Origin of the sequence: Halothece sp. PCC 7418 (assembly GCF_000317635.1) — a bacterium.
Classification (GTDB): domain Bacteria; phylum Cyanobacteriota; class Cyanobacteriia; order Cyanobacteriales; family Rubidibacteraceae; genus Halothece.
In genome coordinates this window covers 775,096-791,568 of sequence record NC_019779.1, presented here as the reverse complement: position 1 = coordinate 791,568, position 16,473 = coordinate 775,096, and the positions used below count along the sequence as shown (strand labels likewise).

13 protein-coding genes, 1 pseudogene and 1 CRISPR repeat array (1 of these 15 only partly in view) are annotated in these 16,473 nt (G+C 40.7%); of the genes and pseudogenes, 11 read left to right on the top strand and 3 right to left on the bottom strand.

Annotated features, from left to right (window positions below; translation table 11 throughout):
- Window positions 1-6: 6 nt before the first annotated feature.
- On the top strand, window positions 7-387 hold the full coding sequence (locus PCC7418_RS03550) for a hypothetical protein (RefSeq protein ID WP_015224804.1): 381 nt from the start codon (window positions 7-9) through the stop codon (window positions 385-387).
- 60 nt (window positions 388-447) lie between these two features.
- Here PCC7418_RS03550 and PCC7418_RS03545 read toward each other — a convergent pair whose 3' ends face one another.
- Both PCC7418_RS03545 and PCC7418_RS20135 read right to left on the bottom strand, forming a co-directional pair.
- Entirely contained in the window at window positions 448-1,032 is a 585-nt protein-coding gene (locus PCC7418_RS03545) for a thioredoxin family protein (protein ID WP_015224803.1), read from the bottom strand.
- 42 nt (window positions 1,033-1,074) lie between these two features.
- Window positions 1,075-1,671 (bottom strand): hypothetical protein, encoded by a 597-nt coding sequence (locus PCC7418_RS20135; RefSeq protein WP_015224802.1) that lies wholly within the window; start codon window positions 1,669-1,671, stop codon window positions 1,075-1,077.
- Window positions 1,672-1,892: 221 nt separating this feature from the next.
- Here PCC7418_RS20135 and psbA point away from each other — a divergent pair, with 221 nt between their 5' ends.
- Window positions 1,893-2,990 (top strand): photosystem II q(b) protein, encoded by a 1,098-nt coding sequence (psbA, locus tag PCC7418_RS03535; RefSeq protein ID WP_015224801.1) that lies wholly within the window; start codon window positions 1,893-1,895, stop codon window positions 2,988-2,990.
- 58 nt (window positions 2,991-3,048) lie between these two features.
- On the opposite strand, the gene PCC7418_RS03530 is transcribed toward psbA, so the two are convergent.
- Window positions 3,049-3,897: a YafY family protein gene (locus PCC7418_RS03530; protein WP_015224800.1), complete on the bottom strand. Its 849-nt coding sequence runs from the start codon at window positions 3,895-3,897 to the stop codon at window positions 3,049-3,051.
- Between the two features lie 215 nt (window positions 3,898-4,112).
- Between PCC7418_RS03530 and PCC7418_RS03525 the strand changes: the two are divergent.
- From PCC7418_RS03525 to cas5d, 9 genes and pseudogenes are all read left to right on the top strand, one after another.
- Window positions 4,113-4,247: pseudogene (locus PCC7418_RS03525) on the top strand (nucleotidyltransferase family protein); the annotation flags it as partial.
- 71 nt (window positions 4,248-4,318) lie between these two features.
- Complete coding sequence (gene cas3, locus PCC7418_RS03520; protein WP_015224799.1) at window positions 4,319-6,565, top strand: type I-D CRISPR-associated helicase Cas3'; 2,247 nt, start codon at window positions 4,319-4,321, stop codon at window positions 6,563-6,565.
- Complete coding sequence (locus PCC7418_RS20400) at window positions 6,553-6,705, top strand: hypothetical protein (RefSeq protein ID WP_015224798.1); 153 nt, start codon at window positions 6,553-6,555, stop codon at window positions 6,703-6,705. Before cas3 ends, PCC7418_RS20400 begins: the two co-directional genes overlap by 13 nt.
- Window positions 6,706-6,831: 126 nt before the next feature.
- Window positions 6,832-7,080: a hypothetical protein gene (locus tag PCC7418_RS03515; protein WP_015224797.1), complete on the top strand. Its 249-nt coding sequence runs from the start codon at window positions 6,832-6,834 to the stop codon at window positions 7,078-7,080.
- A gap of 389 nt (window positions 7,081-7,469) precedes the next feature.
- Complete coding sequence (locus PCC7418_RS03510) at window positions 7,470-7,889, top strand: type VII toxin-antitoxin system MntA family adenylyltransferase antitoxin (RefSeq protein WP_015224796.1); 420 nt, start codon at window positions 7,470-7,472, stop codon at window positions 7,887-7,889.
- Complete coding sequence (locus tag PCC7418_RS03505; RefSeq protein ID WP_015224795.1) at window positions 7,886-8,338, top strand: type VII toxin-antitoxin system HepT family RNase toxin; 453 nt, start codon at window positions 7,886-7,888, stop codon at window positions 8,336-8,338. The genes PCC7418_RS03510 and PCC7418_RS03505 overlap by 4 nt, the downstream gene beginning before the upstream one ends.
- Entirely contained in the window at window positions 8,331-11,642 is a 3,312-nt protein-coding gene (gene cas10d, locus PCC7418_RS03500; protein ID WP_015224794.1) for a type I-D CRISPR-associated protein Cas10d/Csc3, read from the top strand. The genes PCC7418_RS03505 and cas10d overlap by 8 nt, the downstream gene beginning before the upstream one ends.
- 101 nt (window positions 11,643-11,743) lie before the next feature.
- Window positions 11,744-12,757 carry a type I-D CRISPR-associated protein Cas7/Csc2 gene (gene cas7d / locus PCC7418_RS03495; RefSeq protein WP_015224793.1) on the top strand — a complete coding sequence of 338 codons (1,014 nt, stop codon included), beginning with the start codon at window positions 11,744-11,746 and terminating at the stop codon, window positions 12,755-12,757.
- A gap of 77 nt (window positions 12,758-12,834) precedes the next feature.
- Window positions 12,835-13,575, top strand: coding sequence for a type I-D CRISPR-associated protein Cas5/Csc1 (gene cas5d / locus PCC7418_RS03490; RefSeq protein ID WP_015224792.1), 741 nt, complete (start codon window positions 12,835-12,837; stop codon window positions 13,573-13,575).
- 46 nt (window positions 13,576-13,621) lie between these two features.
- Window positions 13,622-16,473: a CRISPR direct-repeat array (repeat unit 37 nt; unit sequence GTTTCAATCCCTAGGAAGGGATTAGGTTTATTGAAAC); it runs 5,875 nt beyond the window's last position.

Genomic DNA, 16,473 nt, shown 5'->3' with positions numbered 1-16,473 from the left:
TAAACAATGTATTCTGCTCTTTTTGCTGAACCCCCCTATTTACTTCTCCTATTTGGCATTCTCATTAGTGTTAGTTGCGGGAGTGCTTTTGAAAAAGTCTTAAAACAAAATGTTCAAGAATGGTACGGGTCGGATCAATCTCAAACTCAAGTCCAATCGGTACAAACCTTAGCCCTATTTGTTCCCTTTTTAGGGATTTGTGGCGGAGTTTTTGCCTTTTTAGGCGGTGGCTTACAAATTGTTATTAATAATTGGGCAATTTCCAGCGCGATCGCGCTTCCTTTAAGTGCTTTAACGGGGCGTTTAGTTTGGTCGCAGTTAAGTAAATTACTCCAGAAACTCCAAGAAGGAGGGTCACAAGCACTGGATTTAGACAATATCTTTTAAAGACTAACAGTGACCAGCCATCCTTGAGTGGTTACTGGTCACTGGTTGCTGCTATATCATTTAGCTTTGAAAATAGGGGGGTTCATTCCCTGGTTTCCATTTGATATTGCAGCCGATACTAGGCTGTTGTTCTGGGCTTATCGGTTCATCTGCCAAAACTTTTTCAATCGCAGCCCGTAGATCTTTGCCGTTAACGGGTTTATCATTACCAGGACGACTGTCGTCAAGCTGTCCGCGATAAACGAGTGCGCGATCGCTGTCAAACAGGAAAAAGTCTGGAGTACAAGCTGCGGTATAAGCCTTAGCGACTTCTTGGGTTTCGTCATAACAGAAGGGAAAATTAAATCCCTCTGCTTCCGCCATTGCTTTTAGGTTTTCTGGTGCATCATCAGGATGGGTTTCAACACTATTCGCACTAATGGCAATAATACCCAGTCCTTGTTCCATATAATCCTTACCGATACGGGCTAACTCAGACTGAATATGCTTGACAAAAGGACAATGCTGACAAATAAACATCACCAACAAGCCTTTTTTCTCGGCAAAGGTATCCAGAGAAATCGTTTTTCCAGAAACTGTATCGGGTAAGCTAAAGTCTGGGGCTTTTGTCCCCAAGTCCAACATGGTTGAAGCTGTTTTAACCATAAAAATTTACAACCTCTCAATTAAATAACGCAACTTAAATCCCTAAACATGAATTAGGTGACTGATGCTAGCTGCATCTTGAGTTTCTTCCTCTTCAGCAGTAGCAGATTCTTCTTCTACCATTTCCTCTTCAGCAGTAGCAGATTCTTCTTCTACCATTTCCTCTTCAGCAGTAGCAGATTCTTCTTCTACCGCTTCCTCTTCAGCAGTAGCAGATTCTTCTTCTACCATTTCCTCTTCAGCAGTAGCAGATTCTTCTTCTACCGCTTCCTCTTCAGCAGCAGCAGATTCTTCTTCTACCGCTTCTTCTTCAGCAGCAGCAGATTCTTCTTCTACCATTTCCTCTTCAGCAGCAGCAGATTCTTCTTCTACCATTTCCTCTTCAGCAGCAGCAGATTCTTCTTCTACCATTTCCTCTTCAGCAGCAGCAGATTCTTCTTCTACCGCTTCTTCTTCCATAGCAGCAGATTCTTCAGTGGTTTCACTTTCTCCTTCTGGACTTAACTCAGCAGGAACATCTGGGGCTTGCTCATTGTCTGGAGTTTCGCTAACAGAAGGAGCGCTGCAAGCGGTGGTGACAAAAAAGAAAATACCAGCAATAAATACAATGAGAAGTTGTCGTAGTTTGTGCCAATTCATAGACTTTTTCCTCTAGAAGTTTTAAGCTACACAGACATAACTTTATCAGAGAAATCAATACTGAGGAGCACCTTAAGCATATTCAAGGAATACAGATCGCCTAGAATTTACATAAATTTAGGAAAATTAGGAAATTTTGTCAATTCTTTATTCAACTACATGGTCATGTAAGTTATAATGAAACTGTACCTTACATGAGAGCGTAAGGAGGTATAGGACTTATGACTAATTTTATCCAGCAACCGACTCGTGAGTTGAGAACGGGACAATTATGGGAGAAGTTCTGTAATTGGGTCACGAGCACAAATAATCGTATTTATATTGGCTGGTTTGGCTTATTAATGATTCCAACGCTGTTAACCGCCAGTATTGTTTTTGCGATCGCGTTTGTTGCTGCGCCACCAGTGGATCTTTTAGGCATCAGAGAGCCCGTGATTGGATCATTACTTGATGGCAATAATCTGATTACGGCAGGTGTTGTTCCCACTTCAGCAGCGATCGGACTTCACTTTTATCCCTTATGGGAAGCCTCTTCGGTCAGTGAATGGCTCTATAACGGCGGTCCTTACCAACTGATTATCTTTCACTTTCTCATTGGCGTTTGGGCTTATTTAGGACGACTTTGGGAATTAAGTTATCGTCTGGGAATGCGCCCTTGGATTTCGGTTGCTTTCTCCGCACCGGTTGCAGCAGCCACCGCCGTTTTCTTGATTTATCCCATTGGACAAGGTAGCTTCTCTGAAGGAATGCCTTTAGGAATTTCGGGAACATTTAATTTCATGTTCAACTTCCAAGCTGAGCATAATATCCTCATGCACCCCTTCCATATGCTGGCTGTTGCTGGTGTCTTTGGCGGTGCGTTTTTAAGTTCTTTACACGGTTCTCTTGTCACCTCTAGCATTATTCGCGAAACGACCGAACTAGAAAGCCAAAATAGCGGTTACAAGTTTGGACAACAAGAAGCCACTTATAACCTCTTAGCTGGACATGAAGGTTATCTGGGTCGTGTCTTATTCCGTGGTTCTGGTTTCCACAATAGCCGTAGTATTCACTTCTTCATTGCTGCTTGGCCCGTAATCGGCATTTGGTTTGCAGCCCTTGCTGTGGGAACAATGGCGTTTAATCTGAATGGCTTTAACTTTAACCAATCTGTTTTAGATAGCCAAGGTCGCGTCATTAACACTTGGGCAGATATTCTCAATCGCGCCAACATTGGCTTAGAAGTGACCCACGAAATGAACGCTCACAACTTCCCTTATGACTTAGCTGCGGGTGAACCGATGCCTGTTGCAATGGAAGCACCAGATATTAACAGTTAACTCCTCTCATTTGGTAACTGATGAGCCCTCTCTTGGAGGGGGCTTTTTTTTGTGCGGTTTAGACATCATAGAGTTGGGTCAGTTGTCTGATTTTTTCCACCACGCGATCGCGCACACTTTGCGGTTCAATGACTTCACACTGTTCCCAGTATTGAGCAATCTCACGGAAAAACCAAAAGGTACTAAAAATTTTCCGCACTACACGCCGTGATTCCCCTTCTAACTCGCCAATAAAGACATCATTCTCTTTTGCTTCGTATCGAAACGCCAGTTGTCCATATAACTCGAACGTTACAGAAACCCTTGCTAAATCTTGCGCCCAAGGCTGATTAATGGCGCTAACCCCTGCTTCATCAACGCGATCAAATCGTAAGCTCAAGTTATGACGTAAGGGTTCAATTTCATTACTGTGTTCCGACTCTTGACAGTAGCCAACTAAATAGTCCCGCTTTTCGATATGTATTATTTGTCCGTATAAAATATTAAAAGTTAACAGACGTTCCTGTGCATCTTGATATGTCAAGCGAAACGGTTGTTGTTGCTCAATGAACTCCTCAATCTTCTTGCGCCAAGTGGGCTGGGGTCGGGCTAGAAACTGCTCAATTTCCGCCCGTATGGGATTAGAAAGTTCACTACGAGCTACTAAAAGACTGGCAATTTCTTGGGCTTTCGCAATTTCGCCTTGATCGATGAGGGCTTTGCGGGCTGCATTCAGGGCTGTGATCCGCTCTTGTGACCAATTAGTGTTATAGAGAATTTGCAGTTGATTCTGCGCGATCGCGCTAATTAATCGGGAAATATTGGGTTTATCGCCCCATTTACAGTTAAAGGTTTCTGCTAATGCCTGTAACTGCTGCTTTTCTGCGTCTGATACCGATAGTGTAATTGATTGACCTTTACGAGTCATAAAATACGGATAAAATTACTGTATATTTGATTGACATTCTCCATAGTGGAGGATTAAGATCAAACTATGCTTAGTTTACGGATAGAATAATCCCGTTAGCTTTCTCCTAAAGTAGTATCCAGATAATAGAACATCTTGGGTAACAATGATGAATAACAAAATTACCGCCAATGAACACTCTCTCGAACTTCTTGTTAGTTGATTTAGGTAAAAACTTCAGTCCTTGGTTTCCTGTTCGTCTGATTCATGATTTAGAGGATTTACTGGGAAAAAAAGTTGATGTAGTTACAGTAACTGGACTTAAGGAACGTATTAAAGATCGAGTGTTAAAGGAAGCTATAAAATTATGAAAGATTACACAAGAAGAAATACCTAATCTCAAGCAAAAAATTAATCAAATCCTCTCAGAATTAGAATTATCATGAGTCCTCAGCCTTATCACATAATACTGAACCCCATTTACTCTTCTCCTGTTACAGAAATACCTAATACGGTTAAGTTACCACAGAATTGGAATTTAGTCTGGCATCAATTGGAAACCTTAAATGCACTCCGAAATCCTGAAATTGATGTTATCATTAACACTGCTATGACGGGTGATGGCAAAAGTTTAGCTGCTTTTTTATCCACATTACAAGATGAGAAAAATGCAATTGCGCTTTATCCAACCAATGAATTAGCCCGTGATCAAGAAATTCAAATCCAAAACTATATTAACTTGTTTCAGCCCGAATTAGAACCGAGAGTGAATCGTCTCAGTAGTGCAGAATTAGAACTCTATGCAGAACAAGAGAATCTTAAAAAAGCCAGCGCGATCGAATCTAGAAGTAAAAATTCAGACATATTAATTACCAATCCTGATCTGCTTCATTATCTTCACAGAAACGCCTACCTATCTCCTTACGATAATCCTGATAAATTGTGGAATCGTATTGATAAAAACTTTGACTTCTTTATTTTTGATGAGTTTCATGTTTTCTCCGCGCCACAAATCGCCAGCATAATTAATACCATGTTATTGATCCGCCGTACAAATCGGAATAAAAAATTTCTGTTTCTCTCCGCAACGCCAGATGAACAACTGATTGAAAAATTAGAAAAAGCCCAGTTTACTTATCAACACATTGATCCGATTCAAGCGAAGAAATATCAGTTTCCAACAACGAAAGCAGAAAGCGAAAAATTACACAGTCAACACTGGCGACAAGTTTCTAGAGAGATTTCTTTAGAGTTTATTCCCCTTGAGTCTGCGTTTAGTGCGTCGGAAACTTGGTTGAAAGAAAATAAAGAGTTGATCCTTGATCGATTTATTATCCCCCCTAGCCCCCCTTTGAAAGGGGAAAGAATCCCCCCTAACCCCCCTTGGAAAGGGGGGGAAAGAAGCCTCTTGAAAGGTGCGATTATTCTTAACTCGATCGCTGCGGTGAAACGACTTGTTCCCATCTTTCAGGAATTATTTCATCCCTATGGTTTAACGGTTGGCGAAAATACAGGATTATCGGGTCAACAAACGAAACTTGCTTCCCTAGAAACCGATTTAGTTTTTGGGACGAGTACCATTGATATTGGCGTTGATTTTAAAATTAATTTCCTTATCTTTGAATCGTCGGATGCGGGAAACTTTATTCAACGTTTAGGTCGTCTGGGTCGTCATGACTCTTTTCAGCGTAATGGAGAAACGATCCCTTTTGATCAGTTTACTGCTTATGCGCTTGTTCCGAAATTCTTAGTCGAACGATTGTTTGAAACGACATCGCCACCGCTACAGGTTAACCAGCGTTACGACCGTCCTCAGTTTAATGAAGCCATTCGAGAGAATTATCGCCAGATTAATAATTTTCAAGGATACTACAAACGTTGGGGTGCAGTCCAGTCCGTTAAGTTGTACTACGACTTAAAACATCCCAATATTGTTAGAAACTATCCTGATAGTTGTCAAAAGCTACAACAAGACTGTGAACAAGTGTTTGATATTAGCCTGAAAAAAGTTAATGGTCGTATGTATGCTTGGAAGAAACAATGGGAAGAACAGTCGGGAAAGAAGAATAATCCCATCGCGGAAGAAGCGATCAAGTTTCGGGGATCAAGTCCGTTGCAATGTGGCTTGTATGACCTTACAGAAACGCTAGAAACCGAACGATTTAAGACCTACGACTTACCAGGGATTCTCAGCAACTTAGACGTGGAGATGTGGACAGAAGCAGGATTTGCGCGATCGCTGCAAGAAACCAGTCAGCGCTTACAACAGCCGATTCCCAAAGGACGCTTTAAGCATTGTATCGCGTTTTTGAAATTAAGAGGGTATCGCGAAGAACGTCTCAACTGGCGGTTTACTTATGGGGGAAACTTAAAAACCAAAGCCGATGCGTGGCAAGTGCAAGTTTTAACACGAATCTCTGTCTGGCAACCTGATAACCCTTGGATTGTACAACTCAATCGACGGTTAAGACAACAGCCGTTAGTCTGCTATATCTTACCGCGTCCTGTAACAGAAGTGCGTCAACGTCTCCAGTTACCCATGCACTTTCAACTGTATCCCATCAGTGATGAGACCAGTTTACATGATTCTACCTCTCCTTACGCGATCGCGCTGGGTCAGTCAGCTTTACTGGTGGATACCCTTGCGTTTCGCTTACAAACACAAGGAGGAGAATCATGGATCGCTTAATTGCTATCCCTCATAGGGATTTGGCTTTAGTTGAAAAGGAACAGCTACCAGCAGTAGCCACAGAACTATTCTTTTCAATCCCTCAGAAGGGATTAGAGAAAATTACTAAAGCCATTAGCAAAAGTCTATCACGAATTTAGAATGTTGAATAATTCTAGAGCGTTGAATAGTTCTAAGGCTTAATTTATTGCCAAAAACAGTTGACGATCAGATATCGCACAAACTAGAGTTAATCTATTCACAGTTATTAAGGAGGTATAACCCCGATGAAACGCGAAACAAACCTTCAGAAGTTACTGAACCTTCTTGGAGATGGAGAATGGCATACCAGTAAAGAACTGAGTAAAATTACTTGGCGATTTGGTCACACCATTCATGAAGGACGAAATAAAGGTTATCCCATTGAAAAGCGCCAAGTTGGTCATAACCAGTTTGAATATCGCTTGTCACCCTCTTATTTTAAATCTCTGAAAGTTTCCTATAAATCAAAATCTGCAAGTGTAGTTTCATCTTAGTTAACACACCCAGTAGGTAGATCATTCTAATTAAACGTTAAACCTAATTTGCGGAAACTCTACCAGAAGGGCGATTGCATAAAATTAATTTTTCGCTTAATTCATCCTACCTGCTTAGGTAATTGTAAGAAGTTGGGAAGCACTAGAAAAGCTATCAGTATTAAGCACAGAAATAGGTAGTCTCGAACTCCCAAGTTTGGCTAGTTCAGTCTCTTTTCTTCCATACTGAAACCATAAGCAAATTCTTGATTCTTTGCTTCCCACTTCTTTTCCTCAGTTACTTTCTGCAAGTTCAAGCCAATGAATAATTCATCAGCAAGATCGTAGGGGTTGCCTCGCCCACCTGACAAAATTCAGAAAAACCACAAAGATATAAAGAAGTAGAAAATATGAATCACTTATCAAAACAATTTTCTCCATTTATTCCGCAAGTTACTTATCTGAAAATGCTAGTTATTTTTGGTTCTAGAGGGAGAGGAGAAGCCCATAAAAAGAGCGATTGGGATTTTGCTGTACTCTATGATGAAAAGTTAGAAAAAGAACAGTTGAAAGGTTGGAATTGGTTGAAAATTTATGATGTTTTAGCAAATGCGTTTGAGATTTCTAGTGACGCGATCGATGTGATTAATCTCAACCACTGTTCTCCGTTAATTGCTCATTATGTCGCCCGTGATGGTCAATTAATCTATGAACAGGAAACTGGACTCTTTGAACAGTTTAAGACTGAAAATTTCATGAATCAAGAAGAATTAAAATCCCTGCGTCAAGTGATGCGACGAGAAATTGAAGAGTTCTTACAAAACGCATGAGTCAGATCGAACCAGAAGTTATCTTAGCACGGTTACAAGCGATTCGGAAGTATCTTCAGCGTCTTAAGCAGTTTGAGTCGTTGACATTTGAAGAGTATCAGAATAATTTTGATACTCAACTGGTCACTGAAAGACTGGTGCAACTTTGTACGGAAGCAGCCTTAGATATTAACAAGTATTTGTTTGCAAAATTAGGATTGATTACCAGCAAGCATGAGTTGACAAATAAAGAGTATTTTCTAAACGCGATCGCGCACGATATCTTAACAAAAGAAACAGGGAAAACCTTAGCCAATGCAGCAGGAATGAGAAATATCTTAGTTCATTTGTATCTAGATATTGAAAATTATCAAGTCTTTTTAGCGATTGAGAAGTGCTTAAAATACTATCCCGTTTATATGCGCGAAATTCTCGATTATATTGATCAATTAGAGGAAGAAAATGACTAATCAAGATTCACAATTAAATTTATTTGATGAAGAATTAGAACTTGATCTCGATTCTAGTTCCCTAGAATATTTAGGTTTATCGGATGAGGAAGAAACAGAAGTCTCTGAAGATTCTTCCCCAAAGCTATTGACGCTAAAACTGCTACAAAGCGCGATCGCGCAACAAAATCCAGACGATCGCGTTATGATTGATTTTAGCGAATATGTCTTACCCAATCTTCTCCAGTATGCAATCGGTGTAACAGCTAAAGGCGGAAACTTTTTTGAACAAATCGACGCGAAACGTTTAGCACAAGGAAAGAAAAGAGTTCGTCGGGATAACGCTGCTGATCAGTCTTTAAATACACATTTACTCAATGGCTTATTCCCTGCTAACTTGATTCAGAAACGACTCGCTAAGTTAAACACAAACACAAAACGATATGTCAAAGAAACTGAAAGAAGGATCGGAATTGCTTCTCTGATTCTCCATGATTTTGAAAAGTTTGACTATCGTTTATTCCCTGAAATACCAGAAGACTATAAACGCATTCAAGCAGACATTGAACAAGATATTCGTAAAGACTGCGCGATCGCGCAACATCGAGAAATCTTTAACATCTTAGTTCCTACATTAGGGTTAGATCAATTCCTGTTTCCCGACTCTCCCCAGCAGTGGGAAACCTATCGCGATGATTTACTATACATTGCTTACAATACCCAGCGACGCAATGACACCAATCTGAACTTATCTGAGAATAATTTACAGCCTGAACTGCGCGACCAAACGATTGAGTGTTTATCTGATCTTACCTGTCTCGGCGATCGATTTGCATCTATCATCAAACATCCCCAAGATGCGACCAAACAATCCTTAACCGACATTTTACACACCCTCAGCGACGGACAGTTAAACCTCACCTATCACAGCATCGCAGAAAACCGAGGCGTTTTAACCAATGTCGTCAACAATGCAGTCATGGAAGCACACACAGAAGCAGGTTATGAACCCTTACTTTATCTTCCCACAGGGGTGATTTATTTATGCGAACGAGAAACGCCTTCTATTTCCCCTGAAACCTTACCGCAGCGTGTCGTAGAAACGATTAAATCTCTCTGTCGCAGTCAACTCCAAGCAAAACAAACAGGGTTTGGGAGAGACGGAAAAGGGATGAAATACGCCGAATATTATGATCTCTTCTTCGATGAAAAAGCCTTGATGGAAGTCGCCCTTGATGCAACTTTACGCATCCTCAGAGATGGAAAAGCATCATCAGCGAAAAAGCGAAGTGATAACCTTGTCAGCTATCAACAGCAAGGGATTCTTTCTTCAGATTATAACTTTCAGTTTGAAGATGATATTCGCATTGACCAACTCGCAGAGTTTGGGGATGTCATCACTCGCAAGATTTGGGGAGAAACGCTTGATCATATTAAAACGGCTTGTAAGCAAGATAAGACGCTTCCGAAACCGCCAGACCTTAATTTAATCCTAGAAATTGCTAAATTTTGGGAACTAGAAACAGATATCCCTGTAATTCGAGAAATTCAACGCATTAACGAAACCCTGAAAGAACACAAACGCAAAGGAAATACAGGTGGTGTTCCCTATGATTGGTATTATCTCGCCTCCCGATACATCCAGCATAACCCAGGCATTGCTCCAGAAGATATCCGAGACATTGGGGAAACGCTGATTAACTTTGTTCATAAACAGATTAAACCCATTGTGGAACAATATCAGATTCCAGACGGGTGGGATGATGTTCGTGACTGGGTAAGTCGGGTGGTGATGTTACCGCAAGAAACGACTGTTTCTGAAACGGATATCTTTCGCCAAGAGTTAGACCATTACAACAAGGCTAAAAAATCTGGGCGCGGTCGTCAACTGATTTGTTCCATCTCGCATTCTCCCTATTCTGTCAGTGAACAGATGGAGTCTGCTGTCTTATTCACGCCACAAGTTTACACCAATAAACAAATGTTAGGCGGATCGAACGCGAAACGCAATATCTCCAGTATTGCAGGGACAGAGATGATGTTACGACAAATCTTGATGAACCAAACGCAAGCGGTGGGGAAACGGTTTGAGGATGGAAAGTATCGCTATCTCTATTTCTATCCCACTTATTACTTTACCCCTGAGACGAATAACTTCCTCCAAAAAGCCTACACCAATATCGCCCAAACCCGCTTTGATACCACTATCCGTAAACATTTCATTGATGATGATTTGAAAGCAAACTTTGATCGCGCTTCCTATCAAAATGTCGATAGTTTCCTCATTGACGAAACCTTAGACACAGAAAAAGACCGTACCTTCAAACTGTCCTATCCCGATGATAAACCCCTAACCTTCTACTTTATCGCCCTTCCCCCAGGACGCGATCCCACCGATACCGAATCTTGGGTAATGCCAGCCTGGTTAGCGTTCACCTTCCCTCTTATTTTAGACGTAAAAACTGTTGTTTCGGAATCTCCCATTCCCCCTTATACCGATGGCGCGGAGTTTGAAGAAACTGTGTTTTTAGACAGTCCTCCGCAAGCGTTAAGAGTTCTGACAAAGCGCGATCGCGTTCGCCTTGATGCCATTGTAAACGGTTGGGACAATCATCCCTCTCCCTTAAACGCCCTCACCGCAGCTTACACCATTCATCTCGATGTTAACCCGAAACGCAGTAAATCAGGCTATACCCCCAACTGGGGAAAACTCAGCGAACTCGCCACCGACTTAGAAACCAGTCCTCTCTATGTCTTTTCTTACCTCAAACGATGGACACGGGGGAAAGACGTAGAAAGTCCTAGTCTAGCGAGGATTCGTCTTTACACTTACCACCTTTATCCTTGTTTTGATCCTTATGTCACATATCAATCGGAGAAACTCACTGTGAATGATACCAAATCACCCATGAATCATCCCAAAGAACTAACGCGACTGTTTCGTCGTTTCTATCGCGCCAATAAAATGTATAACCCGAAAGCCAACGCCATCTTGAAACCCATAGAAGTTGCTTCAGACACAATCTTGAAAGCAGATAACAGTGTCTTCACAGGAGAAACTTTAGTCGCAGTTGTCGCAGCAGAAGTGAACAAGTTAATGGACAGAGTTCGCGCTTCCACCGCAGAGGGACGCTGGGTAATTTCTCAACGAGAAAAGGAACGTCAAGCGGTTTTAGACTTCGCCCGTTATTTTGTGGAAGAAGTCTTTGAAAAGAGTTTCTCGCGCGATCGCGCCCGTCTTGCAGGACGACAATTAAACCTTCTCAAAGATACCTGTGAATTTCTGTATCGCCTGGAACAAGACAAAGAAAACAGTGACCAGTGACCAGTGACCAGTTACCAGTTACCAGTTACCAGTTACCAATTGCTTATTCCCTGTTTCCTGTTCCCCAAATAACGAATAACAAATAACAAAAAGGAGAACCCATGTCTTTACTAAAAACGATCAACTCTACTAAACACTTCCACACCGAAATTCCCTATAAACCCATGGGAAAATACGTCCACTTTCTCACCCTTCGCATCACCGAATCTTATCCTCTTTTCCAAACTGATGGCGAACTAAATAAAGCCCGTGTTCGCGCTGGAATTAATAACCCAAACCCGATCAGTCGTCTTTCTCTTTTTAAACGGAAACAATCTACCCCAGAACGTCTTGTGGGAAGAGAACTTCTCCGTCAGTATAACCTCATCACCGCCGAAGAATGTGAATATAATGTCAATTTTGGAATGGATAACCCCGACTGTATTATCTATGGTTTCGCTATTGGTGATTCTGGTTCAGAGAAATCAAAAGTGGTTGTGGATACCGCTTATTCCATCACTCCCTTTGATCAATCTCATGAAACCTTTACCCTCAACGCCCCTTATGAAAACGGTACCATGTCCTCAAAAGGAGAACCTGGATCTAAACCAGGAGAAGTGACCAGTCGCATCAACCAACAAGATCATATTCGTCCGCAAGTCTTTTTCCCCAGCATTGTCACCCTAAAAGACCCCACTGAAGCGAGTTTTCTTTATGTGTTCAATAACATCCTCCGTACCCGTCATTATGGCGCACAAACCACGCGCACAGGACGAGTGAGAAATGAACTGTTAGGGGTTGTTTTTGCAGATGGTGAAATTGTTAGTAATTTGCGCTGGACACAAGCGATTTATGATCGCCTTCCTGAAGAGGTTTTAAACTCTCTTGATCCGCTCGAAGAAAAAACAATTTGTGACGAAGCAACTAACGCAATTCAAGCCCTGATGGAAGATGAATTTATTGTCCATACCGATTTTATTGGTGAGCAATTTACCCCCCTATTGAAAGAAGTAAAAGCCCTCACAAAAACCGCAGAAGGGATTATGTCTATCCTCCAACAAGCAGACGCAGAAGCGAAAACCTACGCCGAAAAACATATTGGGAAAAAGAGTAAATCTTCTGCCAAGAAATCATAACCAGTAAACAAAATGTAGGGGCAAATCACAATTTGTCCTTACAAAATTATCAATTCATTTTGAATCAAGGTAGAATCATGACCCACATCTATCGCTGTCAAATTGAACTCCAAGACAGCCTCTATTTTGCCACTAGAGAACTCGGACGACTCTACGAAACCGAACCCATTTTACATAATTATGCCCTCACTTATGCTTTAGGCTTTGTAGATAGTGAAACTTACGGAACAACCGTTTCCAAAGAAGAAAGTTATCGTTACTTTTGTTCAGAACAAATTCCGCAATATGAACAACATCTTACCCCCTTAAATCAACAAGAAATTTATGTCACTCCTGCTTATCCCGTTTCTCACGCCACGGTGTTAAATACTTGGAAATATGCTGATAACCGCTATCATGTGGAAATGCAAAAGACGCAGAAAAATATCCCCAGCTATGGACGCACCAAAGAAATTACACCTGAAAGTATTTTTGAATGCTACATCATTTCTGAACAATCTTTGCAAAAGGAAACCACTTCTCAAAAATGGCAATGGCGACTTCCCAAGTTTATTCGTTTAGGAAAATGGATGAGTAAAGCAGAACTCTTTTTAGAAGAATTATCTGTTGCTAAAAAATACAGCAATCAAACCTTTACTTATCCTCATCCTCTCAACCCACTCGATGTCATGTTTACCAATCAGGTAATTAGCTACGATGTCGTCAATATGCCACCTGTGAGTTTGATTTGTAATGTGAATTTACGAGGGGATTACTATACTTTTACTAACGATTCTTCCCTTAAACTTCCTATCAATATGGCTTACCAGTTTGGATAATGTAGGATTTAAGAGATGCGCGATCGCGCTACCGTCATCACCTGTTGTTTCAATCCCTAGGAAGGGATTAGGTTTATTGAAACAGATTTAGGAGTTGATGTGGAGGGAATCCCAGATGTTTCAATCCCTAGGAAGGGATTAGGTTTATTGAAACTGTTCGGCGGGTGCTGTGGGTGCTAATTCCCTTGTGTTTCAATCCCTAGGAAGGGATTAGGTTTATTGAAACCTGGGGATGCGTATAAGGTGCGCCTCCAATATGAGTTTCAATCCCTAGGAAGGGATTAGGTTTATTGAAACTAGGGATTAAACGATCGCGCTCAAAGAAACATATACCACAGTTTCAATCCCTAGGAAGGGATTAGGTTTATTGAAACTCGGCTATCTGGAGGAACGAAGAAACCCTCACAATAAATGGGTTTCAATCCCTAGGAAGGGATTAGGTTTATTGAAACAATTAAGATAGAAGTTTTAATTCTATATAGGATTTTAGTTTCAATCCCTAGGAAGGGATTAGGTTTATTGAAACGCTTTAACGAGTCGGGCTTTTTTCTTTTCTCCTACAGTTTCAATCCCTAGGAAGGGATTAGGTTTATTGAAACAATTCTTCCCTACACATTACAATAAGGATTGGGCGTTTCAATCCCTAGGAAGGGATTAGGTTTATTGAAACTTGGGTCACCCCGCCCACGCATTGACCGTGCAGAAGTTTCAATCCCTAGGAAGGGATTAGGTTTATTGAAACACTGGTACCCTCGTAAAGGGTCTCCAAAGCTCTATTCAGAGTTGTTTCAATCCCTAGGAAGGGATTAGGTTTATTGAAACTGCTACCTAGGCATAGAGGTAGAAGGCCAAGAAGTTTCAATCCCTAGGAAGGGATTAGGTTTATTGAAACCCGCTTTAGCCTTCAAAATGTCTAAGCCGTAGTGTGATGTTTCAATCCCTAGGAAGGGATTAGGTTTATTGAAACTGATATGCAACTCGGATTCCTCACTGTAGCCTCTGAGGTTTCAATCCCTAGGAAGGGATTAGGTTTATTGAAACAACAGAATAATTCCTTGTAGCTGGTAACTTTCAATCTGTTTCAATCCCTAGGAAGGGATTAGGTTTATTGAAACCAACAAACAAAAAGGAAACACATCCCATGCAAGAAAGTTTCAATCCCTAGGAAGGGATTAGGTTTATTGAAACGAGATTGATAGCGATGAATATTCGATATATATTCGCAAATCAGTTTCAATCCCTAGGAAGGGATTAGGTTTATTGAAACAGACCAATGACAGAGCAAGAAAAAAACATCATCAGTTTCAATCCCTAGGAAGGGATTAGGTTTATTGAAACATTACGTCACCACAGAAGAAGGGCACTACGTTAAGATTGTTTCAATCCCTAGGAAGGGATTAGGTTTATTGAAACAGTAAGGAGATTCTTTCTTATGCTATCTTTTCAATGTGTTTCAATCCCTAGGAAGGGATTAGGTTTATTGAAACATCGGGTATTCCTTATCCTATGAGGAAGCAGCCAAGTTTCAATCCCTAGGAAGGGATTAGGTTTATTGAAACCATCTTTCCCATCTCATTGCACAACTGATTTTATGTTTCAATCCCTAGGAAGGGATTAGGTTTATTGAAACTTTTCATTAAATATGATGTAATCAAACCTAAAATATCTCCCGTTTCAATCCCTAGGAAGGGATTAGGTTTATTGAAACTATCATGTTAGATTTATTTTCTGCGCTCGGTTATGAGTTTCAATCCCTAGGAAGGGATTAGGTTTATTGAAACTTGGAGGACGAGCTTCAGGACATTTAGCATTGAAAAAGTTTCAATCCCTAGGAAGGGATTAGGTTTATTGAAACTTATGACAACATTAATCATCCCATCCTTATGTGGTTTGGGTTTCAATCCCTAGGAAGGGATTAGGTTTATTGAAACTCTGTTTAAAAATTTCCCATCTCCATCATCATTGCTTAGTTTCAATCCCTAGGAAGGGATTAGGTTTATTGAAACCAAGAATACGATGGAATAATAATTGAGGATTTGGGGTTTCAATCCCTAGGAAGGGATTAGGTTTATTGAAACAACTAGAGTTCAATTCGTGATAGACAGCATAGTTATCTGTTTCAATCCCTAGGAAGGGATTAGGTTTATTGAAACGAACCCAGCGGTCTAGAAGTTTGTCAACTTCTTTGGTTTCAATCCCTAGGAAGGGATTAGGTTTATTGAAACGAACCACCTTTCTTCACCGAACCGCAATCTAAAACGTTTCAATCCCTAGGAAGGGATTAGGTTTATTGAAACCAAAGATCTCAACTTACCCGAAGATTGCGGTTTCATCCTAGTTTCAATCCCTAGGAAGGGATTAGGTTTATTGAAACTACTATACTCCGAATTAAAAGAAGGGCACCTTAATGTTTCAATCCCTAGGAAGGGATTAGGTTTATTGAAACCTGCAATCTCCGTTGAAATTAAAAAAACAATTTCAATTGAAGTTTCAATCCCTAGGAAGGGATTAGGTTTATTGAAACAATACCTTGTTCGGATGAGTCATCTGATTTAACAACAGGGTTTCAATCCCTAGGAAGGGATTAGGTTTATTGAAACATTGTTCCACTCGTACACATAAAGCGTCTCATGAGCCTGTTTCAATCCCTAGGAAGGGATTAGGTTTATTGAAACGCGGAAAACAAAGAGGAATTCCGCGTAATGCCTGTAGTTTCAATCCCTAGGAAGGGATTAGGTTTATTGAAACATGAAACGGCAAGCTCCATGATATCCAATTGTTTCAATCCCTAGGAAGGGATTAGGTTTATTGAAACATAAGCCAAATCGAGATCAATTAGTACAATTATTTGGTTTCAATCCCTAGGAAGGGATTAGGTTTATTGAAACAAAATTATCA

Bases quoted from the DNA above. Each gene is read 5' to 3' on its own strand.
- PCC7418_RS03550 (WP_015224804.1), top strand. From the start codon at position 7: ATGTATTCTGCTCTTTTTGCTGAACCCCCCTATTTACTTCTCCTATTT.
- PCC7418_RS03545 (WP_015224803.1), bottom strand. From the start codon at position 1,032: ATGGTTAAAACAGCTTCAACCATGTTGGACTTGGGGACAAAAGCCCCA.
- PCC7418_RS20135 (WP_015224802.1), bottom strand. From the start codon at position 1,671: ATGAATTGGCACAAACTACGACAACTTCTCATTGTATTTATTGCTGGT.
- psbA (WP_015224801.1), top strand. From the start codon at position 1,893: ATGACTAATTTTATCCAGCAACCGACTCGTGAGTTGAGAACGGGACAA.
- PCC7418_RS03530 (WP_015224800.1), bottom strand. From the start codon at position 3,897: ATGACTCGTAAAGGTCAATCAATTACACTATCGGTATCAGACGCAGAA.
- cas3 (WP_015224799.1), top strand. From the start codon at position 4,319: ATGAGTCCTCAGCCTTATCACATAATACTGAACCCCATTTACTCTTCT.
- PCC7418_RS20400 (WP_015224798.1), top strand. From the start codon at position 6,553: ATGGATCGCTTAATTGCTATCCCTCATAGGGATTTGGCTTTAGTTGAA.
- PCC7418_RS03515 (WP_015224797.1), top strand. From the start codon at position 6,832: ATGAAACGCGAAACAAACCTTCAGAAGTTACTGAACCTTCTTGGAGAT.
- PCC7418_RS03510 (WP_015224796.1), top strand. From the start codon at position 7,470: ATGAATCACTTATCAAAACAATTTTCTCCATTTATTCCGCAAGTTACT.
- PCC7418_RS03505 (WP_015224795.1), top strand. From the start codon at position 7,886: ATGAGTCAGATCGAACCAGAAGTTATCTTAGCACGGTTACAAGCGATT.
- cas10d (WP_015224794.1), top strand. From the start codon at position 8,331: ATGACTAATCAAGATTCACAATTAAATTTATTTGATGAAGAATTAGAA.
- cas7d (WP_015224793.1), top strand. From the start codon at position 11,744: ATGTCTTTACTAAAAACGATCAACTCTACTAAACACTTCCACACCGAA.
- cas5d (WP_015224792.1), top strand. From the start codon at position 12,835: ATGACCCACATCTATCGCTGTCAAATTGAACTCCAAGACAGCCTCTAT.